This is a genomic window from Prosthecomicrobium pneumaticum (assembly GCF_014199915.1).
GTDB lineage: Bacteria > Pseudomonadota > Alphaproteobacteria > Rhizobiales > Kaistiaceae > Prosthecomicrobium > Prosthecomicrobium pneumaticum.
Window position 1 is genome coordinate 95,572 of sequence record NZ_JACHOO010000005.1, and the last position, 17,881, is coordinate 113,452.

The 17,881-nt window shown below is 69.6% G+C and carries 17 protein-coding genes; 2 read left to right on the top strand and 15 right to left on the bottom strand.

The features are described 5' to 3' along the window. Window positions 1–180: 180 nt before the first annotated feature. The 13 genes from GGQ63_RS12735 to GGQ63_RS12790 form a co-directional block, all read right to left on the bottom strand. Window positions 181–861, bottom strand: a complete 681-nt coding sequence (locus GGQ63_RS12735; RefSeq protein WP_183856409.1) for a GntR family transcriptional regulator — start codon at window positions 859–861, stop codon at window positions 181–183. Continuing rightward, window positions 858–1,274, bottom strand: a complete 417-nt coding sequence (gene hpxZ / locus GGQ63_RS12740; protein WP_183856412.1) for an oxalurate catabolism protein HpxZ — start codon at window positions 1,272–1,274, stop codon at window positions 858–860. The genes GGQ63_RS12735 and hpxZ overlap by 4 nt, the downstream gene beginning before the upstream one ends. Then, window positions 1,271–2,032: a 5-formyltetrahydrofolate cyclo-ligase gene (locus GGQ63_RS12745; RefSeq protein ID WP_183856414.1), complete on the bottom strand. Its 762-nt coding sequence runs from the start codon at window positions 2,030–2,032 to the stop codon at window positions 1,271–1,273. Before GGQ63_RS12745 ends, hpxZ begins: the two co-directional genes overlap by 4 nt. Further along, window positions 2,029–3,450: an AtzE family amidohydrolase gene (locus tag GGQ63_RS12750; RefSeq protein WP_343061142.1), complete on the bottom strand. Its 1,422-nt coding sequence runs from the start codon at window positions 3,448–3,450 to the stop codon at window positions 2,029–2,031. Before GGQ63_RS12750 ends, GGQ63_RS12745 begins: the two co-directional genes overlap by 4 nt. Beyond that, window positions 3,447–3,629, bottom strand: coding sequence for an AtzG-like protein (locus tag GGQ63_RS22045; protein ID WP_246429769.1), 183 nt, complete (start codon window positions 3,627–3,629; stop codon window positions 3,447–3,449). The genes GGQ63_RS12750 and GGQ63_RS22045 overlap by 4 nt, the downstream gene beginning before the upstream one ends. Window positions 3,630–3,632: 3 nt before the next feature. Continuing rightward, window positions 3,633–4,313 carry a cysteine hydrolase family protein gene (locus GGQ63_RS12755; RefSeq protein ID WP_183856418.1) on the bottom strand — a complete coding sequence of 227 codons (681 nt, stop codon included), beginning with the start codon at window positions 4,311–4,313 and terminating at the stop codon, window positions 3,633–3,635. 2 nt (window positions 4,314–4,315) lie between these two features. Beyond that, window positions 4,316–5,851: an ABC transporter ATP-binding protein gene (locus tag GGQ63_RS12760; RefSeq protein ID WP_210308495.1), complete on the bottom strand. Its 1,536-nt coding sequence runs from the start codon at window positions 5,849–5,851 to the stop codon at window positions 4,316–4,318. Then, window positions 5,848–6,990 carry a cyanuric acid amidohydrolase gene (gene atzD, locus GGQ63_RS12765; protein WP_183856420.1) on the bottom strand — a complete coding sequence of 381 codons (1,143 nt, stop codon included), beginning with the start codon at window positions 6,988–6,990 and terminating at the stop codon, window positions 5,848–5,850. Before atzD ends, GGQ63_RS12760 begins: the two co-directional genes overlap by 4 nt. A gap of 175 nt (window positions 6,991–7,165) precedes the next feature. Next, the gene (gene biuH, locus GGQ63_RS12770; RefSeq protein WP_183856422.1) at window positions 7,166–7,891 is read right to left on the bottom strand and encodes a biuret amidohydrolase; all 726 of its coding nucleotides are present in this window, start codon (window positions 7,889–7,891) and stop codon (window positions 7,166–7,168) included. Window positions 7,892–7,896: 5 nt separating this feature from the next. Beyond that, on the bottom strand, window positions 7,897–8,913 hold the full coding sequence (locus GGQ63_RS12775; RefSeq protein WP_183856424.1) for a formamidase: 1,017 nt from the start codon (window positions 8,911–8,913) through the stop codon (window positions 7,897–7,899). Between the two features lie 148 nt (window positions 8,914–9,061). After that, window positions 9,062–9,988, bottom strand: a complete 927-nt coding sequence (locus tag GGQ63_RS12780) for an ABC transporter permease (protein ID WP_183856426.1) — start codon at window positions 9,986–9,988, stop codon at window positions 9,062–9,064. Next, window positions 9,985–11,094 carry an ABC transporter permease gene (locus tag GGQ63_RS12785; protein WP_343061147.1) on the bottom strand — a complete coding sequence of 370 codons (1,110 nt, stop codon included), beginning with the start codon at window positions 11,092–11,094 and terminating at the stop codon, window positions 9,985–9,987. Before GGQ63_RS12785 ends, GGQ63_RS12780 begins: the two co-directional genes overlap by 4 nt. 83 nt (window positions 11,095–11,177) lie before the next feature. Beyond that, window positions 11,178–12,293 (bottom strand): BMP family ABC transporter substrate-binding protein, encoded by a 1,116-nt coding sequence (locus GGQ63_RS12790; protein ID WP_183856430.1) that lies wholly within the window; start codon window positions 12,291–12,293, stop codon window positions 11,178–11,180. Between the two features lie 489 nt (window positions 12,294–12,782). Between GGQ63_RS12790 and GGQ63_RS12795 the strand changes: the two genes are divergently transcribed. Next, entirely contained in the window at window positions 12,783–13,952 is a 1,170-nt protein-coding gene (locus GGQ63_RS12795) for a fumarylacetoacetate hydrolase family protein (RefSeq protein WP_183856432.1), read from the top strand. Here GGQ63_RS12795 and GGQ63_RS12800 read toward each other — a convergent pair. Then, window positions 13,949–14,929, bottom strand: a complete 981-nt coding sequence (locus GGQ63_RS12800; protein WP_183856434.1) for a glycosyltransferase — start codon at window positions 14,927–14,929, stop codon at window positions 13,949–13,951. The two genes, GGQ63_RS12795 and GGQ63_RS12800, sit on opposite strands and share 4 nt — an antisense overlap. A 45-nt stretch (window positions 14,930–14,974) precedes the next feature. On the opposite strand from GGQ63_RS12800, the gene GGQ63_RS12805 reads away from it, so the two are divergent. Beyond that, window positions 14,975–16,033, top strand: coding sequence for a rhamnan synthesis F family protein (locus GGQ63_RS12805; RefSeq protein ID WP_183856436.1), 1,059 nt, complete (start codon window positions 14,975–14,977; stop codon window positions 16,031–16,033). Between the two features lie 6 nt (window positions 16,034–16,039). On the opposite strand, the gene GGQ63_RS12810 is transcribed toward GGQ63_RS12805, so the two are convergent. Continuing rightward, window positions 16,040–17,866 (bottom strand): ABC transporter ATP-binding protein, encoded by a 1,827-nt coding sequence (locus tag GGQ63_RS12810; RefSeq protein WP_246429770.1) that lies wholly within the window; start codon window positions 17,864–17,866, stop codon window positions 16,040–16,042. Between the last annotated feature and the right edge of the window lie 15 nt (window positions 17,867–17,881).

The following is a 17,881-nucleotide window of genomic DNA, read 5'->3' on the forward strand; positions in this document are numbered from 1 at the left end:
CAGACACCGGCCGCGCCCCGGCATCCGCGAATAGCGCCTTGGACGGATTATGGATTTCGCCCGCACGCGCGCCCGACCAAGCGGTCGGGCCGAAATCCGCGCGTTCGTTAGCATAGCGTGCCGCGACTCGCAACACGCGAGGAAGGCCGGAACTCCGCGGTTCCGGCCGATCCATGCCCGCTACAGCGTCTCGATATACTCGTCGAACGCCTCGCGCACCGTGCCGATATGGGCGCGCATCGCCGCGATCGCCCGCGCGCGATCGCCCGCCATGATCGACCGCACGATCTGCTCGTGCTCGCGATAGGACTGCGCGAGCCGCCCGAGGCGGCGGAACTGCGCCCGCCGGAACGGCGCGAGCCGGGTGCGCGTCATCACCGTCAGCTCGGCCAGATAGGCGTTGTGGGAGCCGGCATAGATGGTGTTGTGGAAGATCTCGTTCGCCTCGGCATAGCGGGTCGGATCGCCGGCCGAGACCAGTTCGGCGAGCGCCTTGTGCTGCCATTCGAGCTCGCGCCGCTCGGCGATGGTCATCGCCTCTGCGGCGAGGCCGGCGCAGATCGCCTCGAGCTCCGCCATCGCCTGGAACATCTGGAACAGCCGTTCCGGCGGCAGGCGGGTGACGATCGCGCCCCGATGCGGCCGGATCTCGACGAGGCCGCTCGCCGAGAGCTGGCGCAGCGCCTCGCGCACCGGCGTGCGCGACACGCCGAATCGGGCGGCGAGGCCGATCTCGTCGAGCTGGGTGCCGGGCTCCAGCACGCCGCGCACGATCTCGTCGGCGAGATGCAGGCGCAGATCCTCGCTGCGGGTGCGCTTGGGCTGGGCCGGACGGTCGCCGGAGGCCGAGAGAACGCTCATGACGCGGCCCCGTCGGGATCGGCGATCAGGCTGACATGGGCCGCGGCGACCTTCCAGCCTTCCGCGGTGCGCACCCAGCTCTGCATCTGCCGGCCGATCATGCCGGGCGCGGAGGCGCGGCGGAACAGCGTCGAGGCGATGCCGAAATCGCGGCCGAAGGTGGTGATCACGGTCTTCTCCAGCGATCGCGCGAGCCCGGCCGGCGAGCGGCCGGCGCGAAAGGAGGCGATCGCCTCATATCCATAGAGGTTTTCGGTCGCGCCGTATCGGATCGTCGTCGGCGCGTCGAGGAAAAGCGCGTCGAGCGCGGCGACGTCGTTGCCGACCAGCGCCGCCTCGTAGCGGCGGAAGGCCGCCTCGAGCTCGGCCTTCGGCTCGGCGAGGTCGATCTCCGGAGTGTCGATCGCCGTCATCGCCGCTCCAGCCGGTCGCGCAGCGCCGCGAGGAAGGGGATCGAGGCGAACTGCTCCGGCCGCACCGCGTCCCAGTCGACGCCCTTCGGCTGCGGCCGGCCCGCTCCGGCCGTGTAGAGGCCGCGCTCCGTGGCGATCGCGGTCAGCACCGAATCGTGCGGCTCCATCGGCAGCACGTCTTCGGCGACGAGCTGGGCCGAATGGACCGTGGTGCAGATCGGCGTCGCGGCATCGACGAGGCCGAGCTCGCGGAAGATGCCGAGTTCGAGATCGGCGAAGCCGGCGCCCTTGCCGGTGCGGCCGCCGCCGCGCGAAACGGCGACGCAGCCGACGACACACAGATCCATCCGCTCCATCGCCTCGAAGGCGATCGGCGTGCCGTGCATCATGAAGCCCTGATGCGTCGCGGCGAGTTCGAAGGTGACGCCCTTCCGCGCGAGCACCGCCGGGTCGAGCACGACGAAGGGAAAGCCCTCGGTGAGTTCCGGGACGGGCGCATAGACCGTCTTGCCGTCATAGAGCGCGCGCAGCCGCACCGCGATCTGCGGCGGGTCGGGATTGCATTTGACGATCCGCGCCGTCCGCCAGGCCGGCAGGCGGGATAGGTTCAGAGCCGCGGCATCGGCGCCGACGAAATTCGGGATGTTGCCGTGCGGCGGGCCGACATGGACGCCCTCCGCCACCAGCCGGTCCCAGACGGCCGTGCGCAGCCGGTCCTTGTCGATGTTGCGCCCCGCCCAGCGCGCTTCACCGGTCATTCTTCCGAGCCTCCCCCGATCGCCGCGACCGGCGCCGCCACCGCACCCATGCCTTCCAGCGCGTGCGCCACACGGAGCGCGATGTCCTCCCGCCAGGGCGGCGCGATGACCTGCACGCCGATCGGCAGCCGGGCACCCGGCAGCCAGACCGGAACGGCGACGACCGGCAGGCCGACGAAGCTGATCGGTTGGGTGAAGAGGCCGATATTGGGCCGCGCCGGCAGGTCGGCCCCGTCGAGCCGCACCGTCCTTGTGCCTGAGGGCAGCGCGGAGAACGGCGTCGCGGGCGCGAGGATCACGTCGACCTCGGCGAAGAGGCGGCGCATTTCGGCGCGGAAGACCGAGCGGAAGCGCTGCGCGACGAGATACCAGGCGGCCGGCACCATCGCGCCGGAGAGGAAGCGGTCGCGCGTGTCGGGATCGAAATCCGCCGCCCGCCGCTTCAGCCGGTCGAGGTGGAGGGCCGCCGATTCGGCCGTTGTGATGACATAGGCGGCGGCCCGGGCGCGGTGCGCCTCCGGCAGTTCGACCTCGCGCGTCGCGCCGAGCGCCGCGGCGACATGGTCGACGGCCGCGAAGGCCTCCGGCTCGCCCTGGCGGCGGAAATAGCCGCCGGCGACGGCGATGCGCAGCCCCGCAGCACCCTCGTCGAGGGTCGGGACGGTGGCGAGCGGCGGCCGGTCGATCAGCGCCGGATCCGCGACGTCCGGCCCCTGCAGCGCGTCGAAGGCGAGCGCCAGATCGCGGGCCGAGCGGGCGAGCGGGCCGAGATGATCGAGGCTCGCGACGAAGGGGAAGGTGCCGGCGCGCGACAGCCGGCCGAAGGTCGGCTTCAGCCCGAACAGGCCGCAGAAGGAGGCCGGCACGCGGATCGAGCCATTGGTGTCCGAGCCGAGCGAAAGCGCGGCCATGCCGGCGGCGACCGAGGTGCCCGAGCCGCCCGAGGAGCCGCCCGACATCCGGCCGGGATCGTGCGGGTTGCGCGAGGCGCCGTCATGGACGTTCTCGCCGGTGAAATCATAGGCGTATTCGCCCATGTTGACGCCGCCGACGAGCACCGCGCCGGCCGCCTTCATCCGGGCGATCAGCGTCGCATCGGCCCTGGCGGGGGGGGCGTCCCGGTTGATCTTCGAGCCGGCGCGGGTGACGAGGCCTTCGACATCGTAGAGATTCTTGACCGAATAGGGCACGCCGGCGAGCGGCAGATCGGCGCCCGTCTCGACCGCGCGGTCGACCGCCTCCGCCTCGGCGCGCGCCCGCGCGGCCGTCACGTCCGTGAAACCGCCGAGCGCCCCGTCATGCCGCGCGATCCGCTCGAGCGCGGCTTCCGCCACCGCGCGAGCCGAGACCGCGCCACTCTTCACCGCCGCGGCGATCGCGTGGCCGGGGCGCAGCAGGAGATCGTCCGCCGCGCTCACGGCTCGAACACCGGCGCCGGCTCGACATGGTCGCCGACCGGAGGATCGAGCAGCAGCGCCGCGGCGCGGGCCGTCGCCGCCATGTGCGCGACGACGCCGCTCTGCCATTCCGGCGCGATCGGCAGGGCCATCGCCGCCGCCATATGGACGACATGCGCCTCGGCATCGAAATCGGGCATGGCTCAGGCGGCCTCGTTCTCTCGCGCCACCGCCGCGACGAGCGCGGCGAGGGGCGCCGTCCATCCGACGATCGCGCCCTGGGCGCGGATCATGTCCAGCGTCGCCGCCTTGAAGGCGGCGAAGTAGCTCTCGGTCGCGTCCTCGATCAGCAGGCAGTCGAAGCCGCGGTCGTTCGCCTCGCGCATCGTCGTCTGGACACAGACTTCCGTCGTGACGCCGGCGATCACCAGATGCGTAATGCCGATTCGGGCGAGATGGGCGGCGAGGCCGGTCGCATAGAACGACCCCTTGCCCGGCTTGTCGATGACGATCTCGCCCTCGACGGGCGCGAGTTCCGGCACGATCGCGTGGCCGGCCTCGCCCTGGATGAGGATTCGCCCCATCGGACCCTCGTCGCCGATCCTGAGCGTCGGATTGCCGCGGCCTCGCTTCGCCGGCGGCAGATCGGAGAGATCGGGCCTGTGGCCCTCGCGGGTGTGGATCACCGGCCAGCCCTTCTCGCGAAAGAGGCCGATCAGCGCCGCGACGGTGGGAATGATCGCCTTCAGCCGCGCCACATCGTTGCCGAGCGTGTCGCCGAAGCCGCCCGGCTCGACGAAATCCCGCTGCATGTCGATGACGATGAGGGCCACCTTGTCGGGCGGGAAGGAATAGGAGAACGGCGCCGCTTCAACGGTGATCATCGTCAATGCCCCGCCATCGCCTTGCCGATGGCGTTCCGCTCGGCCTCGGCGATCGGCACGACATAATCGATGCGGCCGCCGGACATCACCGCGACGCGGTCGGCGAGTTCGAGGATCTCGTCGAGATCCTCGGAAACGAGCAGCACGGCGGCGCCGCGGTTGCGCTGGTCCATGATCTGCGAGCGGATTTCGGACACGGAGGCGAAGTCGAGCCCGAAACAGGGATTGGCGACGATCAGCACCTCGACCTCGCCCGACAGCTCGCGGGCGAGAATGGCGCGCTGGACATTGCCGCCGGAGAGATTCTCGATCGGCTCCTCGGTCGAGGGCGTCTTGACGCGATAGGCGGCGATCAGCTCGCGCGCCTTCTTCTTCATCGGACGCGGCGACAGGAAACCCCATTTCGACGCGATCGGCGGCTGGTCGAAGGAGCGGAAGGCGATGTTCTCGGCGACCGTCATGCGCGGCACGGCGGCGTTCTTCAGCGGCTCCTCCGGCAGGCCGAACACCTTGAACTTCGCCATGTGCTGGCGCGACGGCTCATAGGGCTCGCCATCGACGAACAGGCGGCCGTCGGTCGCCTCGCGCTGGCCGGACAGCACCTCGATCAGCGTCGACTGCCCATTGCCCGACACGCCGGCGATGCCGACGATCTCGCCCGCATGCACCTTCAGATTGACGCCCTCGACGGCGGGAAGACCGCCCTCGTCCTCGGCGAAGAGGCCGGCGAGTTCGAGCACCACGGGCTTCGCCTCGAAGCTCTGGCGGGCCGCGCGCTCGCGGATCTTGGTATCGCCGATCATCATCCGGCTCATCGCGTCGACCGAAAGATCGGACACCTTGCCGGAGCCCACCATCCGGCCGCGGCGCAGCACGGTGACGTCGTCGGCATAGGCCGTCACCTCGCGGAACTTGTGGCTGATCATCAGGATCGTCAGCTCGCCCGCCTCGGTCATGCCGCGCAAGAGGCCGAGCACCTCGTCCGCCTCGCCGGGGGTCAGAACCGAGGTCGGCTCGTCGAGGATGAGGAAGCGCTGGTCGAGGAAGAGCTGCTTCAGGATTTCGAGCTTCTGCTTCTCGCCCGCCGACAGCGCCGAGACCGGCACGTCGAGCGGCACCTTGAAGGGCATGCGGTCGAGAAAGGCCTCGAGCGCCTTCTTCTCTTTCCGCCAGTCGATCACCGCCGGCGGATGGGCCTGCGAGATGACGAGGTTCTCGGCCGCCGTCAGCGAGGGGACGAGCGTGAAGTGCTGATAGACCATGCCGATGCCGTGCGCATGGGCGTCGCGCGGATTGGCGATGGCGGCGGGCGCGCCATTGATCAGCACCTCGCCGCGGGTCGGCTGGTAGAAGCCCATGATGCATTTGACGAGGGTCGACTTGCCGGCGCCGTTCTCGCCCAGCAGGGCGTGCAGCGTGCCGGGCCGGACCTCGATCGAACAGTCCTCGAGCGCGACGAGCGACCCGAAGATCTTCGTCATGCCGCGGGTTTCGAGGCCGATCGCGCGGCGGGGCTCGGCGGCGGGCAGTGCGCTCATCTCTCGCTCCTTCGGCTCGGAAGTCGTGTCCTGTCGGCGATGATCGCCACCGGGCCGCCGCCGTCCGGCCCCTGATGCTCGGCGCCGCCGGAGACGAAGATCTCGGCATGGCCGACGAGCCCGGCGAGGGCGCCGGCGACGAAGGCGCGGGCGTGCCGGGTGGAGGAAATGTCGGAATCGTCGAGCATGGTGTGGCGGTGGCCGCGCAGCCGGCCGGTCGTCCCCGCCTCCGCCTTGGCAAGCAGGGCGACGAGCGCGCCGCGCTCCTCGGGGCCGAGCTGGCCGTCCGCCGTGAAGCCGAGGCGCCGCAGCGCGCCGCGCACCGGCTCGACATCGATCTGGTCGCCCATCACCGCGTGCTCGACCGCGAGCGGGCCGGTCCAGGCGCGGCTCATGCCGAGCACGACGATCTCGTGATCGACGAGCTCGACCCCTGCCGAGGTGCTCGCCCGGCCGGACCACAGCGCGGTGTCGCGGCCGATCGCCTCGTCCGCGATGTCGGAGAGGGCGAGCTCGCCGAGCGCCACCGCGACGCCGAGTGCGGAGGCGGCGCGCGACAGGCCCATCGATTTCAGCGTGTCGCGCGTCGCCGTCGCCGCGCCGCGCGCCTCGGCGGCCGCGATGCGGTCGGCGGTCAAGAGCGGACACTTGATCTGGACGAAATGAACGTCGGCCGTATCGTCGATGCCGGCATCGGCGATCGCCGCCCGGACGGCGTCGGCGACGAGACGCACCTGCGCCAGCCGGCCGAGATGCTCGGGCGGCAGCGCCGCCGTCCGCGCGCCGCCGACCGCAAGCGCCGCGCCCTCCGGAGCGCGATCGTCCGCGGGTACCTCGTGCCCGGTCACATCGCGCCGGCCGAGGAGCAGGAAATGCGGCGCGAGGCCGCCTTCCGTGCCGCCCGACATGACGTAGGAAACCGCCGTTGCCGCATCCGGCCGGCGCCGCGCCATCGCGTCGGACAGCGCCCGCACGGCAAAGGCGCGGGTGAAATCGTTGACGCAGCCATTCCCCTCCGTCTTGCCGAGCAGGGCGACGACGCCGTCCGCCGGCAGGCCGCCGTCGAGCGCCGCCTCGAGCCCCGAGACGTCGTCCGGACCGGCCGCGGAGATCCGCGCGACGAAGGCGGTCCGCGTCATCGCCCACCCCCGACAGGGCCGCGCATTTCCCCCTCTCCCCGCCTGCGGGGAGAGGGCAGGGGTGAGGGGGGAAGGTACGGCATGGAACCGGACGGGAAGGGAAGAGCCCTCACCCTGCCCTCTCCCGCACGCGGGAGAGGGTTATCGGAGCCCGTCCTCTGCTCGCGCCGCGCCGTCATCCGAGCGCCCCGATCAGCGCGTCGGAGGTGGCGACGGCGCCGAACACGCCGCCCTGCATCTTCACCATCTCGAGCGCGGCGAGATGGTTCTCGTATTTCGTCGCGCCGCAGCAGTCCGACAGGATCAGGCATTCGAAGCCGCGATCGTTCGCCTCGCGCATCGTCGTGTGGACGCAGACATCGGTGGTGATGCCGGTGAGCACGATGTTGCGGATGCCCTTGAGACGCAGGATCATCTCGAGATCGGTGGCGCAGAACGAGCCCTTGCCCGGCTTGTCGATGATCGTCTCGCCCGCGAGCGGCGCGAGCTCGGGGATGATCTCCCAGCCCGGCTCGCCGCGGATCAGAATCTTCCCCGCCGGCCCCTGATCGCCGATGCCGGCGCCGATCCGCTGCGAGCGCCAGCGCTTGTTGGCCGGCAGATCGGAGAGGTCCGGCCGGTGTCCCTCGCGGGTGTGGATGATCGTGTAGCCCTTCGACCGCATCGCATCGAACAGGCGGCCGATCGGGGCGATCGGCGCGCGGGTGAGCGAGATGTCGTAGCCCATCGAATCGACATAGCCGCCCGGGCCGCAGAAATCGGTCTGCATGTCGATGACGATGAGGGCCGTGTTCTCCGGCCGCAGATCGCCGTCATAGGGCCAGGGATAGGGCTCCGAGGCGATCGTCACGCCGCCGGGCACGTGGGCGGCGGCGATCCGTTCGTCGAGCGTGTCGGTCATCGCGCTCACTCCGCCGCCGCGGCGAGCGTCTCGCCGAAGGTCCGCGTCGGCTTCTCGAAGCCGCACGACGTGCCGTCCGTCACCTTCACCCGATCCTCCCAGGGCAGCCGATAGGTGCCGGCCACCATGTCCTGCATGAAGGTGTAGGGGCAGTCCATCGCGCCGCCCTTCACCGCGACATAGCCGCGATGCCAGAGCTGGTAGATGTTGTTCTCGACGCCCCAGCCGGCGCGCGCCTCGCGCACCAGATCGGGCCGCACCTCGGCGGTGATGATCTCGTCCGGCCGGCCGGTCACCCCGTGCGCGATGACCGTGCCGTCGAAATTGACGATCATCCCCTCGCCCATCGAATCGAAGGTGCCGTCCGAGCCGCACATGCAGACATTCGCCGTCACCATCAGGTTCTGGAAGGCGTTCGCCTGATTGGTGAAGCGCCAGCTCTCGCGGATCGGCGCAGTGTAGCCGGCGGTGCGGATCATGATCTCGGCGCCCTTATAGGCGCATTCCCGCGCCATCTCCGGGAACATGCCGTCATGGCAGATGATCAGCGCGAGCTTGGCGCCCTTCGGCCCGTCGATGACGGGAATGCCGAGATCACCCGGTTCCCACGGCTCGACCGGCACCCAGGGATGGAGCTTGCGGTAATAGAGCTTCAGCGCGCCCTGGTCGTCGATGACGATGCCCGAATTGTAAGGGTTGCCGCCCGGATTGCGCTCCATGATCGAGAAGCAGCCCCAGATCCGGTGCTCGGCACAGGCGGCCTTGAAGGCGGCGACCTCCGGCCCGTCGAGATCGCACATGATCGCCGGATTGGTGTCCATCGACAGGCCGTGCAGGGCGTATTCCGGGAAGACGACGAGGTCCATGCCGGCATTGTTGCGCCGCGCCTTGCCGACCAATTCGACGATCCGCTTCGTCTGGCGGGCGAGATCGTCCCTCGTCACGGTCACCGGCAGCTGCAACTGCACCAGACCGATGACGACGCCGTTCTCCGACTTGTTGAGTCCGCCGAGACCGTTCATGGCTGTTCCTTTCCATCCTGTCCGTCATCCCGGCGAAAGCCGGGACCCATCCGGCCGAACGGCCAGACGGCATGCTGCTCGATGGGTCCCGGGTCTCGGCGTCGCCTCGCCCGGGATGACGGAAGAGCGGGGCCGCCGCGCATCCGCGTCACTTGGTGATCGACAGTTCGCCCGGCGCACCCTTCAGCGAGCGCTTCGGCGAGACCGAGGCGATCATGATGAAGAGGGTGAGCAGGTAGGGCGCGGCGTTGAAGAAGTAGTAGCCCTGCGTGATGCCGACCGATTGCAGCGCCGGGCCGAGCGCGCCGGCTGCGCCGAAGAGCAGCGCCGCGCCAAAGCAGGCGAGCGGGTTCCAGCGCGCGAAGATGACGAGCGCCACCGCCATCAGGCCCTGGCCGGAGGAGAGCCCTTCCGTCCAGGCACCCGGATAAGAGAGCGACAGGAAGGCGCCGCCCACCCCGGCGAGAAAGCCGCCGGCAGTGGTCGCGAGAAAGCGCACCAGATCGACCGAATAACCCATGGCCCGCGCCGCCGGCGCGGAATCGCCGGTCATGCGGACGATCAACCCCCAGCGCGTGTTCTTGAACGCCCACCACAGCGCGATCGCCAGCACGATGCCGACGAGGAAGAGCGGGTTGATGTCGAGCGCCGAACGGATCTGCGGCACGTCCGACCAGGAGCCCAGCCCGATCGAAGGCAGGCGCGGCGCCTGCGGCTGGATGTAGGGCTTGCCGAAGAAGAAGGCGAGGCCGGTGCCGAACAGCATCAGCGCGATGCCGATCGCGATGTCGTTGACCTTCGGCAGCTTGCAGATGAAGCCGTGCAGCGCGCCGAACAGCGAGCCGGCGATACCGGCCGCGAGGACGCCGAGCCAGGGCGAGCCGGTGTGATAGGAGGTGGCGTAGCCGGTCATCGCGCCGAAGACGAGCGTGCCCTCGAGGCCGAGATTGATCCGGCCGGACTTCTCGGTCAGGCACTCGCCGAGCGAGACGAAGAGGAAGGGGGTCGACACCCGGATCGCGCCCGCCAGCATGGCGAGCGGCACGGTGAGCCAGCCGAGTTCGGTCTCGATCATCGCGAGGCTCCCTTGGAGGAGAGGAAGGGCAGGCGGCCGTAGAGCGTCTCGGAGACGAGCAGCACGACGAAGATCAGGCCCATCAGCACCTGGACGGTGGCATCGGGCAGACCCATGCGGCGCTGGATCAGGCCGCCGGCCGCGGCGATGCCGCCGAGGAAGATCGCCACCGGCACGATGACGATGGGATTGTGGCGGGCGAGGAAGGCGACGAGAATGCCGGTGAAGCCATAGCCGGCAGCGAGCGAGGCGTTCGCCCGGCCCTGGATCGCGGCGACCTCGAAGAAGCCGGCGAGCCCGGCGCAGGCGCCCGCGATGGCGCAGGAGATCACCATCAGCTTGCCGACGGCGAGCCCTTGCGCCCGCGCCGCCCGCACATTGCCGCCGGTCACCCGCGCGGCGAAGCCGAAGGTGGTGCGGTTCATCAGCACCCAGAGCACGATCGCGACGACGATGCCGACGGCGAAGCCCCAGTGGACGCCGAGCCCGGGAATGTCGCCGATCATGTTCGCCTCGCCGATCGGCATGGTCGAGGGCTTGTTGGGGTTCGAGATGTCGCGCAGTGCCCCCTCGACGAAGAAGTTCATGATCGCGATCGCGATGTAGGAGAGGAGCAGGCTGGCGATCGTCTCGTTGATGCCTCGATAGTGCCGCAACGCTCCGACGAAGCCGATCCACAGCGCCCCGACCGCGACGGCGACGACGAGCATCGCGCCGAGCACGAGGAAGGGCGGGGCGGCGGCCGTGACGAAGGGAATGGCGATCGCCGCGGCGCAGAAGCCGGAGAGCACCAGCGCCCCCTCCCCGCCGATGATGACGAGGCCGAGCCGGGCCGGAATGGCGACGCAGAGCGCCGTGAAGATCAGCGGTGCCGCGCGCACCAGCGTGTTGGTCCAGGAGAACGACGTGCCGAAACCGCCCTGCCAGAGCAGGGCGTAGAAGGTGACCGGCGACTTGCCGAGGGCGAGCAGGAAGAGCGAGAACAGGACCGCCGCGCCGACAAGGGCGATCAGCGGGATGAGGAGATATTCGGCGCCCCGCCGGATCCGCGTCGCCGTGTCGGCGAAGACGGAGGGAAGGGCGGGGGCGACGTCCTGCTGCACGATGTCGGTCACGGCGCGATCTCCGAAGGGCGGGCGAATGCCGGCGGGACGGAGCCGGGCGCCCTGGCGCCCGACTCCGCGCGACGTCAGGTGATCGAGCCGATCACGCCTTCGATCAGATAGTCGGTGGCGTTGAGTTCGGCGGAGGAGTTGACGAAGGACTGGCCCTCGCCGAGCAGCACCGAGCCGTCCTGCTTCTTGATCGGGCCGACGAAGATCGGCTTGCCGGCCTTGACTTCGGCGCGCGCCGCATCCGCGGCGGCGATCGCCTCGGGCGTCGCGCCGGCGCCATAGGGAGTGTTCTGGACGAAATCCTTGTCGAAGCCGCCGCCGATGAAGTTCGGCAGCGCCTCGCCCTTGGCGAGCTTCGCCGCATAGTCCTTGTAGATCGTCTCCCACTTGTATTCGGCACCGGTGATGAAGCCCTTCGGCGCGAGCGGCGCCTGCGAGGCGTTGTGGCCGCAGGACTTGACGCCGCGGCCCTCGGCCGTCTCGATCACCACTTTCGGGCCGTCGACATGGCAGGTCAGCACGTCGCAGCCGGCATCGACGAGCGCGTTGGCGGCCTCGGCCTCGCGGACCGGCATCGACCACTCGCCGGTGAAGATCACCTGCACGGTGGCGGCCGGGTTCACCTTCTTCACGCCGAGGGTGAAGGAATTGATGTTGAGGAGCACGGTGCCGATCGGCTTCGCCGCGACGAAGCCGATCTTGTTCGACTTGGTCGACAGGCCGGCGGCGATGCCGTCGATATAGTGCGCCTGATCGAGCTGGCCGAAATAGGAGCCGGCATTGACCGGGTCGCCCTCCTTCCAGAGCGGCGCGGCGTGGCGGAACTGGACCTCGGGATATTTCTTGGCGAGGTCGACGACGAAGGGGCTGTAATAGCCGAACGAGGTGGCGAAGATCAGCTTGGCGCCGTCGAGCGAGATCATCGATTCCATCGACTGGGCGCAGGCCGCGGTCTCCGGAACGTTCTCCTCCTCGACGACGGTGACGTCCGGCACCTGCTTCAGCGCCGCGGCGGCCACCGCATGCGCCTGGTTCCAGCCGAAATCGTCGCGCGGGCCGACATAGACGATGCCGATCGTGAGCGATTCGGCGCGCGCCGGCCGGATCAAGGAAATGCCGGAGGTGGCGCCGAGGGCGCCGATCGCCGCGCTCTTCAGGAGCGAGCGGCGGGACAGGGTGAAGGCGGACATGAATAGACTCCCCGATTGCGAAAGCTCAGACGGCGCACGCCGCGAGCGGCGCCGGGGCTAACCCCTGCTCTTCTTTCGCAACCCGCGTGCCAGATGCTGTCCGGATCGCACCCGGCGCGCGGCCGGAGTGCCCGGCGGCCGGGGGCGCCGGAGGTCCACCGCGGCTAAGCGTCTGATCTCTAAAAGCCCGCTTCCCCTGTGCGGCCCGAAAGGCTATGGTCGGCGCAGCCCGGATGGCGATGATATCCGCGCTTTCCCCGCCGTATATTGCTTGGGCATTCTGCGGCCGATTGCATACAATCCCACCGATTGCATACAATTTGAACGGCCTTTTGCCCATTGTGCGGCGCCGCCTATTCTTTAGGCAGCGGCTTCCGGTGGCCCCGCCTCTTTCGTCCCGACGCCGTGGCGGCTAGTTTGCCGGGCCGCCCCGCGAGGCGGCGACGACGCCGGCGACAGGCCGGCCGGAGAGAACGCCGAGGAACCGCCATGCCGCTCGACACCGCCGCCTCCTTCGCCCTGCCCGAGGACGCCGACGCCGCGACGCTGGTCGGCCGCGTCTGGCGGCCGGAGATCGGCCCGTCGGTCGTCGTGCTGCGCGACGGCGCGCTCGTCGACATCAGCGGCAGCTTCGCGACCGTGCGGGACCTCTGCGAGACGGCCGATCCGGCCGCCGCGGCGAGGGCCGCCGGGGGCGAGACGATCGGCACGCTCGCCGACATCCTGGCCGCGACGCCGCGGACCGCGCGCGGCGCCGGCCCGTACCTCCTCCCGCCGATCGACCTGCAGGCGGTGAAGGCCGCCGGCGTCACCTTCGCGATTTCGATGATCGAGCGGGTGATCGAGGAGCAGGTGCGCGGCGCGCCCGAGCGCGCGGCGTCGGTCCGCGCCGAGATCAACGCGATCATCGGCGAGGATCTCGCCGCGCTGAAGCCGGGTTCCGAGCAGGCGGCGCAACTGAAGGCGCTGCTGATCGAGAAAGGCGCCTGGTCGCAATATCTCGAGGTCGGCATCGGCCCCGATGCCGAGGTCTTCTCGAAGGCCCAGGTGCTCTCCTCGGTCGGCCATCTCGCCGAGGTCGGCATCCACCCGATGTCGAGCTGGAACAATCCCGAACCCGAAATGGTGCTCGTCGTCTCCTCGGCCGGCACGATCGTCGGCGCGACCGTCGGCAACGACGTCAACCTGCGCGATGTCGAGGGCCGTTCGGCGCTCCTCCTCTCGAAGGCGAAGGACAACAATGCGAGCGCCGCGCTCGGGCCGTTCATCCGGCTGTTCGACGGCGGCTTCACGCTCGACGACGTGCGCGCCGCCGAGGTCCGCCTGCGGGTCGAGGGCGAGGACGGCTTCGTGCTCGACGGATCGAGCGCGATGTCGAAGATCTCGCGCGATCCGGCCGATCTGGTCGCTCAGACGGTGGGCAAGAACCATCAGTATCCGGACGGCTTCGTGCTCTATCTCGGCACCATGTTCGCCCCGATCCAGGACCGCGGCGCGAAGGGCGAAGGCTTCACCCATCATGTCGGCGACATCGTCACCATCGGCTCGCCGAAGATCGGCCGGCTGCAGAACAAGGTGGTGCGCTGCCCGGATGCCGAACCCTGGACCTTCGGCGTCGCGGCGCTGATGCGCAATCTCGCAGGCCGCGGCCTGCTCTAGTGGGGCGGCGCCGCGCCGGGAACGGTGCGGCGCCCTTCCGCCGGGCGGCCGAGGAGGGCTGCGAGCCGGCCGAGCGCACCGGCGAAGCGGTCCACCTGCAGCGTAACGCCGTAAAAGGCGAGCTTCGCCGCCTGGACCGCGAGATCGCTGGCCGGCGAATGGCAAAGACCCCATTTCCGCGCGATATAGATCTCCGATCGCTTCTTGTGGCGGCCGCGCCGGAAGAGATCGCCGAAGCCGTGGCCGGAGGAACTGCCGGTCTGATGGCGAACGACGGCGCCGGGCACGCGGCGCATGGTTCGCCCTGAGCGCAGGATGCGCCATGAGAGGTCGTCGTCCTCGTAGTAGAGGAAGATCCGCTCGTCGAAGCCGCCGACCGCGCAATAGGCGGTGCGGCGGGCGAGAAAGACCGCACCGTGCAGAAAGCGCAACCCGTCCGCGCCGGCCCCGCCGAGGGCGACCGGGTTCCGGCGGCGGTCCGCCCGGGTCCACGCCTCGATCCAGCTCTGCTGCCGCGCGTTCTCCCGGCCTGTCTCATCGAAGATGGTGGGTGAAAAGAAATCCACGTCCGGATGCGCCGCCGCCGCGGCGAGGAAGGCCTCGACCGCCCCCGGATCGAGCGTCACGTCGGGGTTCATCACGACGACCAGGGGATGGCTCGCTGCGGCGACGCCGCGGTTGCACGCCGCGCCGTAACCGCTATTCCTTGCATTGCGCAGGATGCGCGCCGCGCGACCGCCAAGAACAGCCGCCGGATCCTCGTCACTCGGATTGTCGACCAGGATGATTTCACAGCCGGAAGGGATCGAAGCCAGAGCGCGCGGAAGGATCGCATTGCTCCGAAAGGTCACGATCACGAAACTCAGCATCACGCGTCCGGCTCGTCGACCCGGGTTCCTCGGACGCGCCGCAGCCCGCATCCCGGCCGCTCCCCGTTGCAACGGCCCTGTGGACCATAGCTGCTCCAGGGCACCCACCACAAGCTGTGGCGTGGCGAACGACGCCGCCGGCGCGACCTGACGATGAAACGTTTCGCCCCCGACCAGACGCTCTCGACCCGGCTCACCCGTCTGATACGCGACTGGTGGACGATCCGGCGCCATGGTGCCTTCGACGCCGCGCATTACCGGGCGCAATTGGAGCGGACGCGGTTCAAGCACCGCCTCGCGCTGCTGCACTATCTCTGGGCGGGAGAACGCAAAGGACTGACACCCAACCCTCGGTTCGACCCGCGGCTCCATCGCCTCGCCTTTGACGACGTGCCCCCGGCGGGCGCCGCGCTCGCCGATGCGATCCGCCGCGGGCGGCAGGCGCCGCAGCCGGTCGGAGAGGATCGCGAGGCGCCGATGCCCGCCATCCCGGTAGAGCCGCCGGGCCGACCCCTCGCCCTCGTCTGCCACGTCTTCTTCCAGGATGTCTGGCCGGAACTCGAGGCCGGCATCACGCCGATCGCTGATCTCGTCGACCTCTTCGTCACCATTACCGAACGTCCGGGTGCCGCCGCGCTCGCGACCCGCATCCGGGCGCGCTTCCCGCGCGCCGTGGTGCTCGTTCTCCCCAATCGCGGCCGCGACATGCTGCCCTTCGTCCTGCTCGCCGGCGCCGTGCCGCTGTCGCGCTATCGCGCGGTGTGCAAGATCCACACGAAGAAGAGCCAGCATCGACTCGACGGTGCGGCCTGGCGACGGGCGCTCGTCGGCCCGCTGATCGCCGACGCCGCGCGCGTCGCGGCGATCGGGGCACATTTCGCCGCTCATCCGCGCTGCGGCCTCGTCGTGCCCGACGGCTCGATCGAAGAGGACCCTTCGCTTTGGGGCGGCAACCGCGTCCGGACGCGCGCGCTCGCGGCGCGCCTCGGCGTCGCCGTCGAGCATCTGCCGCTGCGCTTCCCGGCCGGATCGATGTATTGGATCAGCGGGCCGCTCGTCGCACGGATCGCGGCGCTCGGCCTCGGATGGGCGGACTTCGAGCCGGAGCGCGGCCAGACGGACGACACCACCGCCCATGCGCTCGAGCGCCTCGTCGGTCTGCTCGCGACGGCCGAAGGCCTCGACATGATCGAGGCCGGCCGTCTCGGCTGAGCCCGTCTACTGCGCCGCGACGAGCGGCTTCTCCTCGGAGAACTGGTAGCGATAGAGCATCGCGTAGAGCCCGCCGCGCCGCAGCAGCTCGGCGTGCGTGCCGATATCCACCACCTCGCCGCGGTCGATCACCACGATCCGGTCGGCGTTCAGGATCGTCGACAGCCGATGGGCGATGACGACGCTGGTGCGACCCTCGACCAGCCGGTCGAGCGCCAGCTGGATGTTGCGCTCGGATTCGGAATCGAGCGCCGAGGTCGCCTCGTCGAGGAGCAGGATCGGCGCGTCCTTCAGGATCGCGCGGGCGATGGCGAGGCGCTGGCGCTGGCCGCCCGAGAGCTGCACGCCGTTCTCGCCGATGTCGGTATCGAAGCCCTTCGGCAGATTGGCGATGAAGTCGAAGGCATAGGCGTCGCGCGCCGCCTCCTCGACCTCCTCATCGGTCGCCGAGAGACGGCCGAGGCGGATGTTGTCCCGCACCGTGCCCGAAAACAGGAAGACATCCTGGCTGACCGAAGCGATGTGGCGCCGCAGCGAGCTGACGGCGACCTTGCGCACATCCTGGCCGTCGACCAGCACGGCGCCGGCGGTGGCATCGTAGAAGCGCTGGATCAGCGCGATGATCGTCGACTTGCCGCCGCCCGAAGGCCCGACGAGGGCGATGCGCTCGCCCCGCTCGACGACGAAGGAGACGCCCTTCAGCACAGGCTCGCCCTTGCGATAGGCGAAGTCGACATCGCGCAGCTCGATCCGGCCGGCGGAAAAGTCGAGCGCGGGCTCGTCGTCGCGTTCGGTGCCGGAGGGCGGCTTGTCGAGGATCTCATACATCGCGCGGGCGCCGACGAGGCTCATCTCGAGCCCGATCTGCACCCGGGCGAGCCGTTTCGCCGGCTCATAGGCGAGCAGGAGCGCGGTGACGAACGACATGAACTCGCCGGGCGAGGTGCCGAAATTGATCGTGTTCCAGCCGGCATAGAAGATCACGGCGGCGATCGAGACGCCGCCGAGCGTCTCCATCAGCGGGCTCGTCCGCGCCTGCAGGCTCGCCATCTTGTTCTGGCGCTGCTCGACGGCGGCGATCGTTTCGGCCATCCGTCCGCGCATATGGTGATCGAGGCCGAACGCCTTCACCACCTTGTTGCCGTAGACCGTCTCCTGGACGAGCGCGACGATCATGGTCGAGGCGCCGTATTCCGACTGCGCGATCTTGCGCATGCGCTTGATCAGGCCGGTGACGAAGAAGATGGCGATCGGCGCGACGGTGAAGGCGGCGAGCGACATCAGCGGCGCCTGCCAGAGCATCACCGCGACCAGACTGATCAGCGAAACGAGGTCGCGCGCCAAGCTCATGATCACGGTGTCGAGCACCGAACGGATCGCGCCGGCGCCGCGCACCACCGTGTTGATCAGCTCGCTCGACGCGCGCTCGGTGAAGAAGTCGAGGCCGAAGCGCAGAAAGCTGTCGTAGAAGCGGCGCTGCGTCTCGGCGACGATGCGGTTGCCGACGCGGCCGAGCACGATCGCCTGCGCCCAGCTGGCGAGGCCCTTGACCACGAAGATGCCGATGACCGCCGCGGACAGGATCCACAGCATCATCGGGTCGCGCGACACGAAGATGTGGTTGACGACGTCGCGCATGATCCAGGCGGAGGCCGCCGTCGTCATGCCGACCACGACGAGCAGAACCGTCGCCAGCGCATAGCCGCGCATGTGTGCGCGGCCGTCGGTCGCCACGATCCGGATCAGCGTCTCGAGCGAGCCGTTCTGCTTGAAGCGCCGCCAGCGGTCGATCAGCCGCTTCGGCCTCTTCTCATCGTCTGCAGCTTTCGCCATCTGCCTCATCTGCGG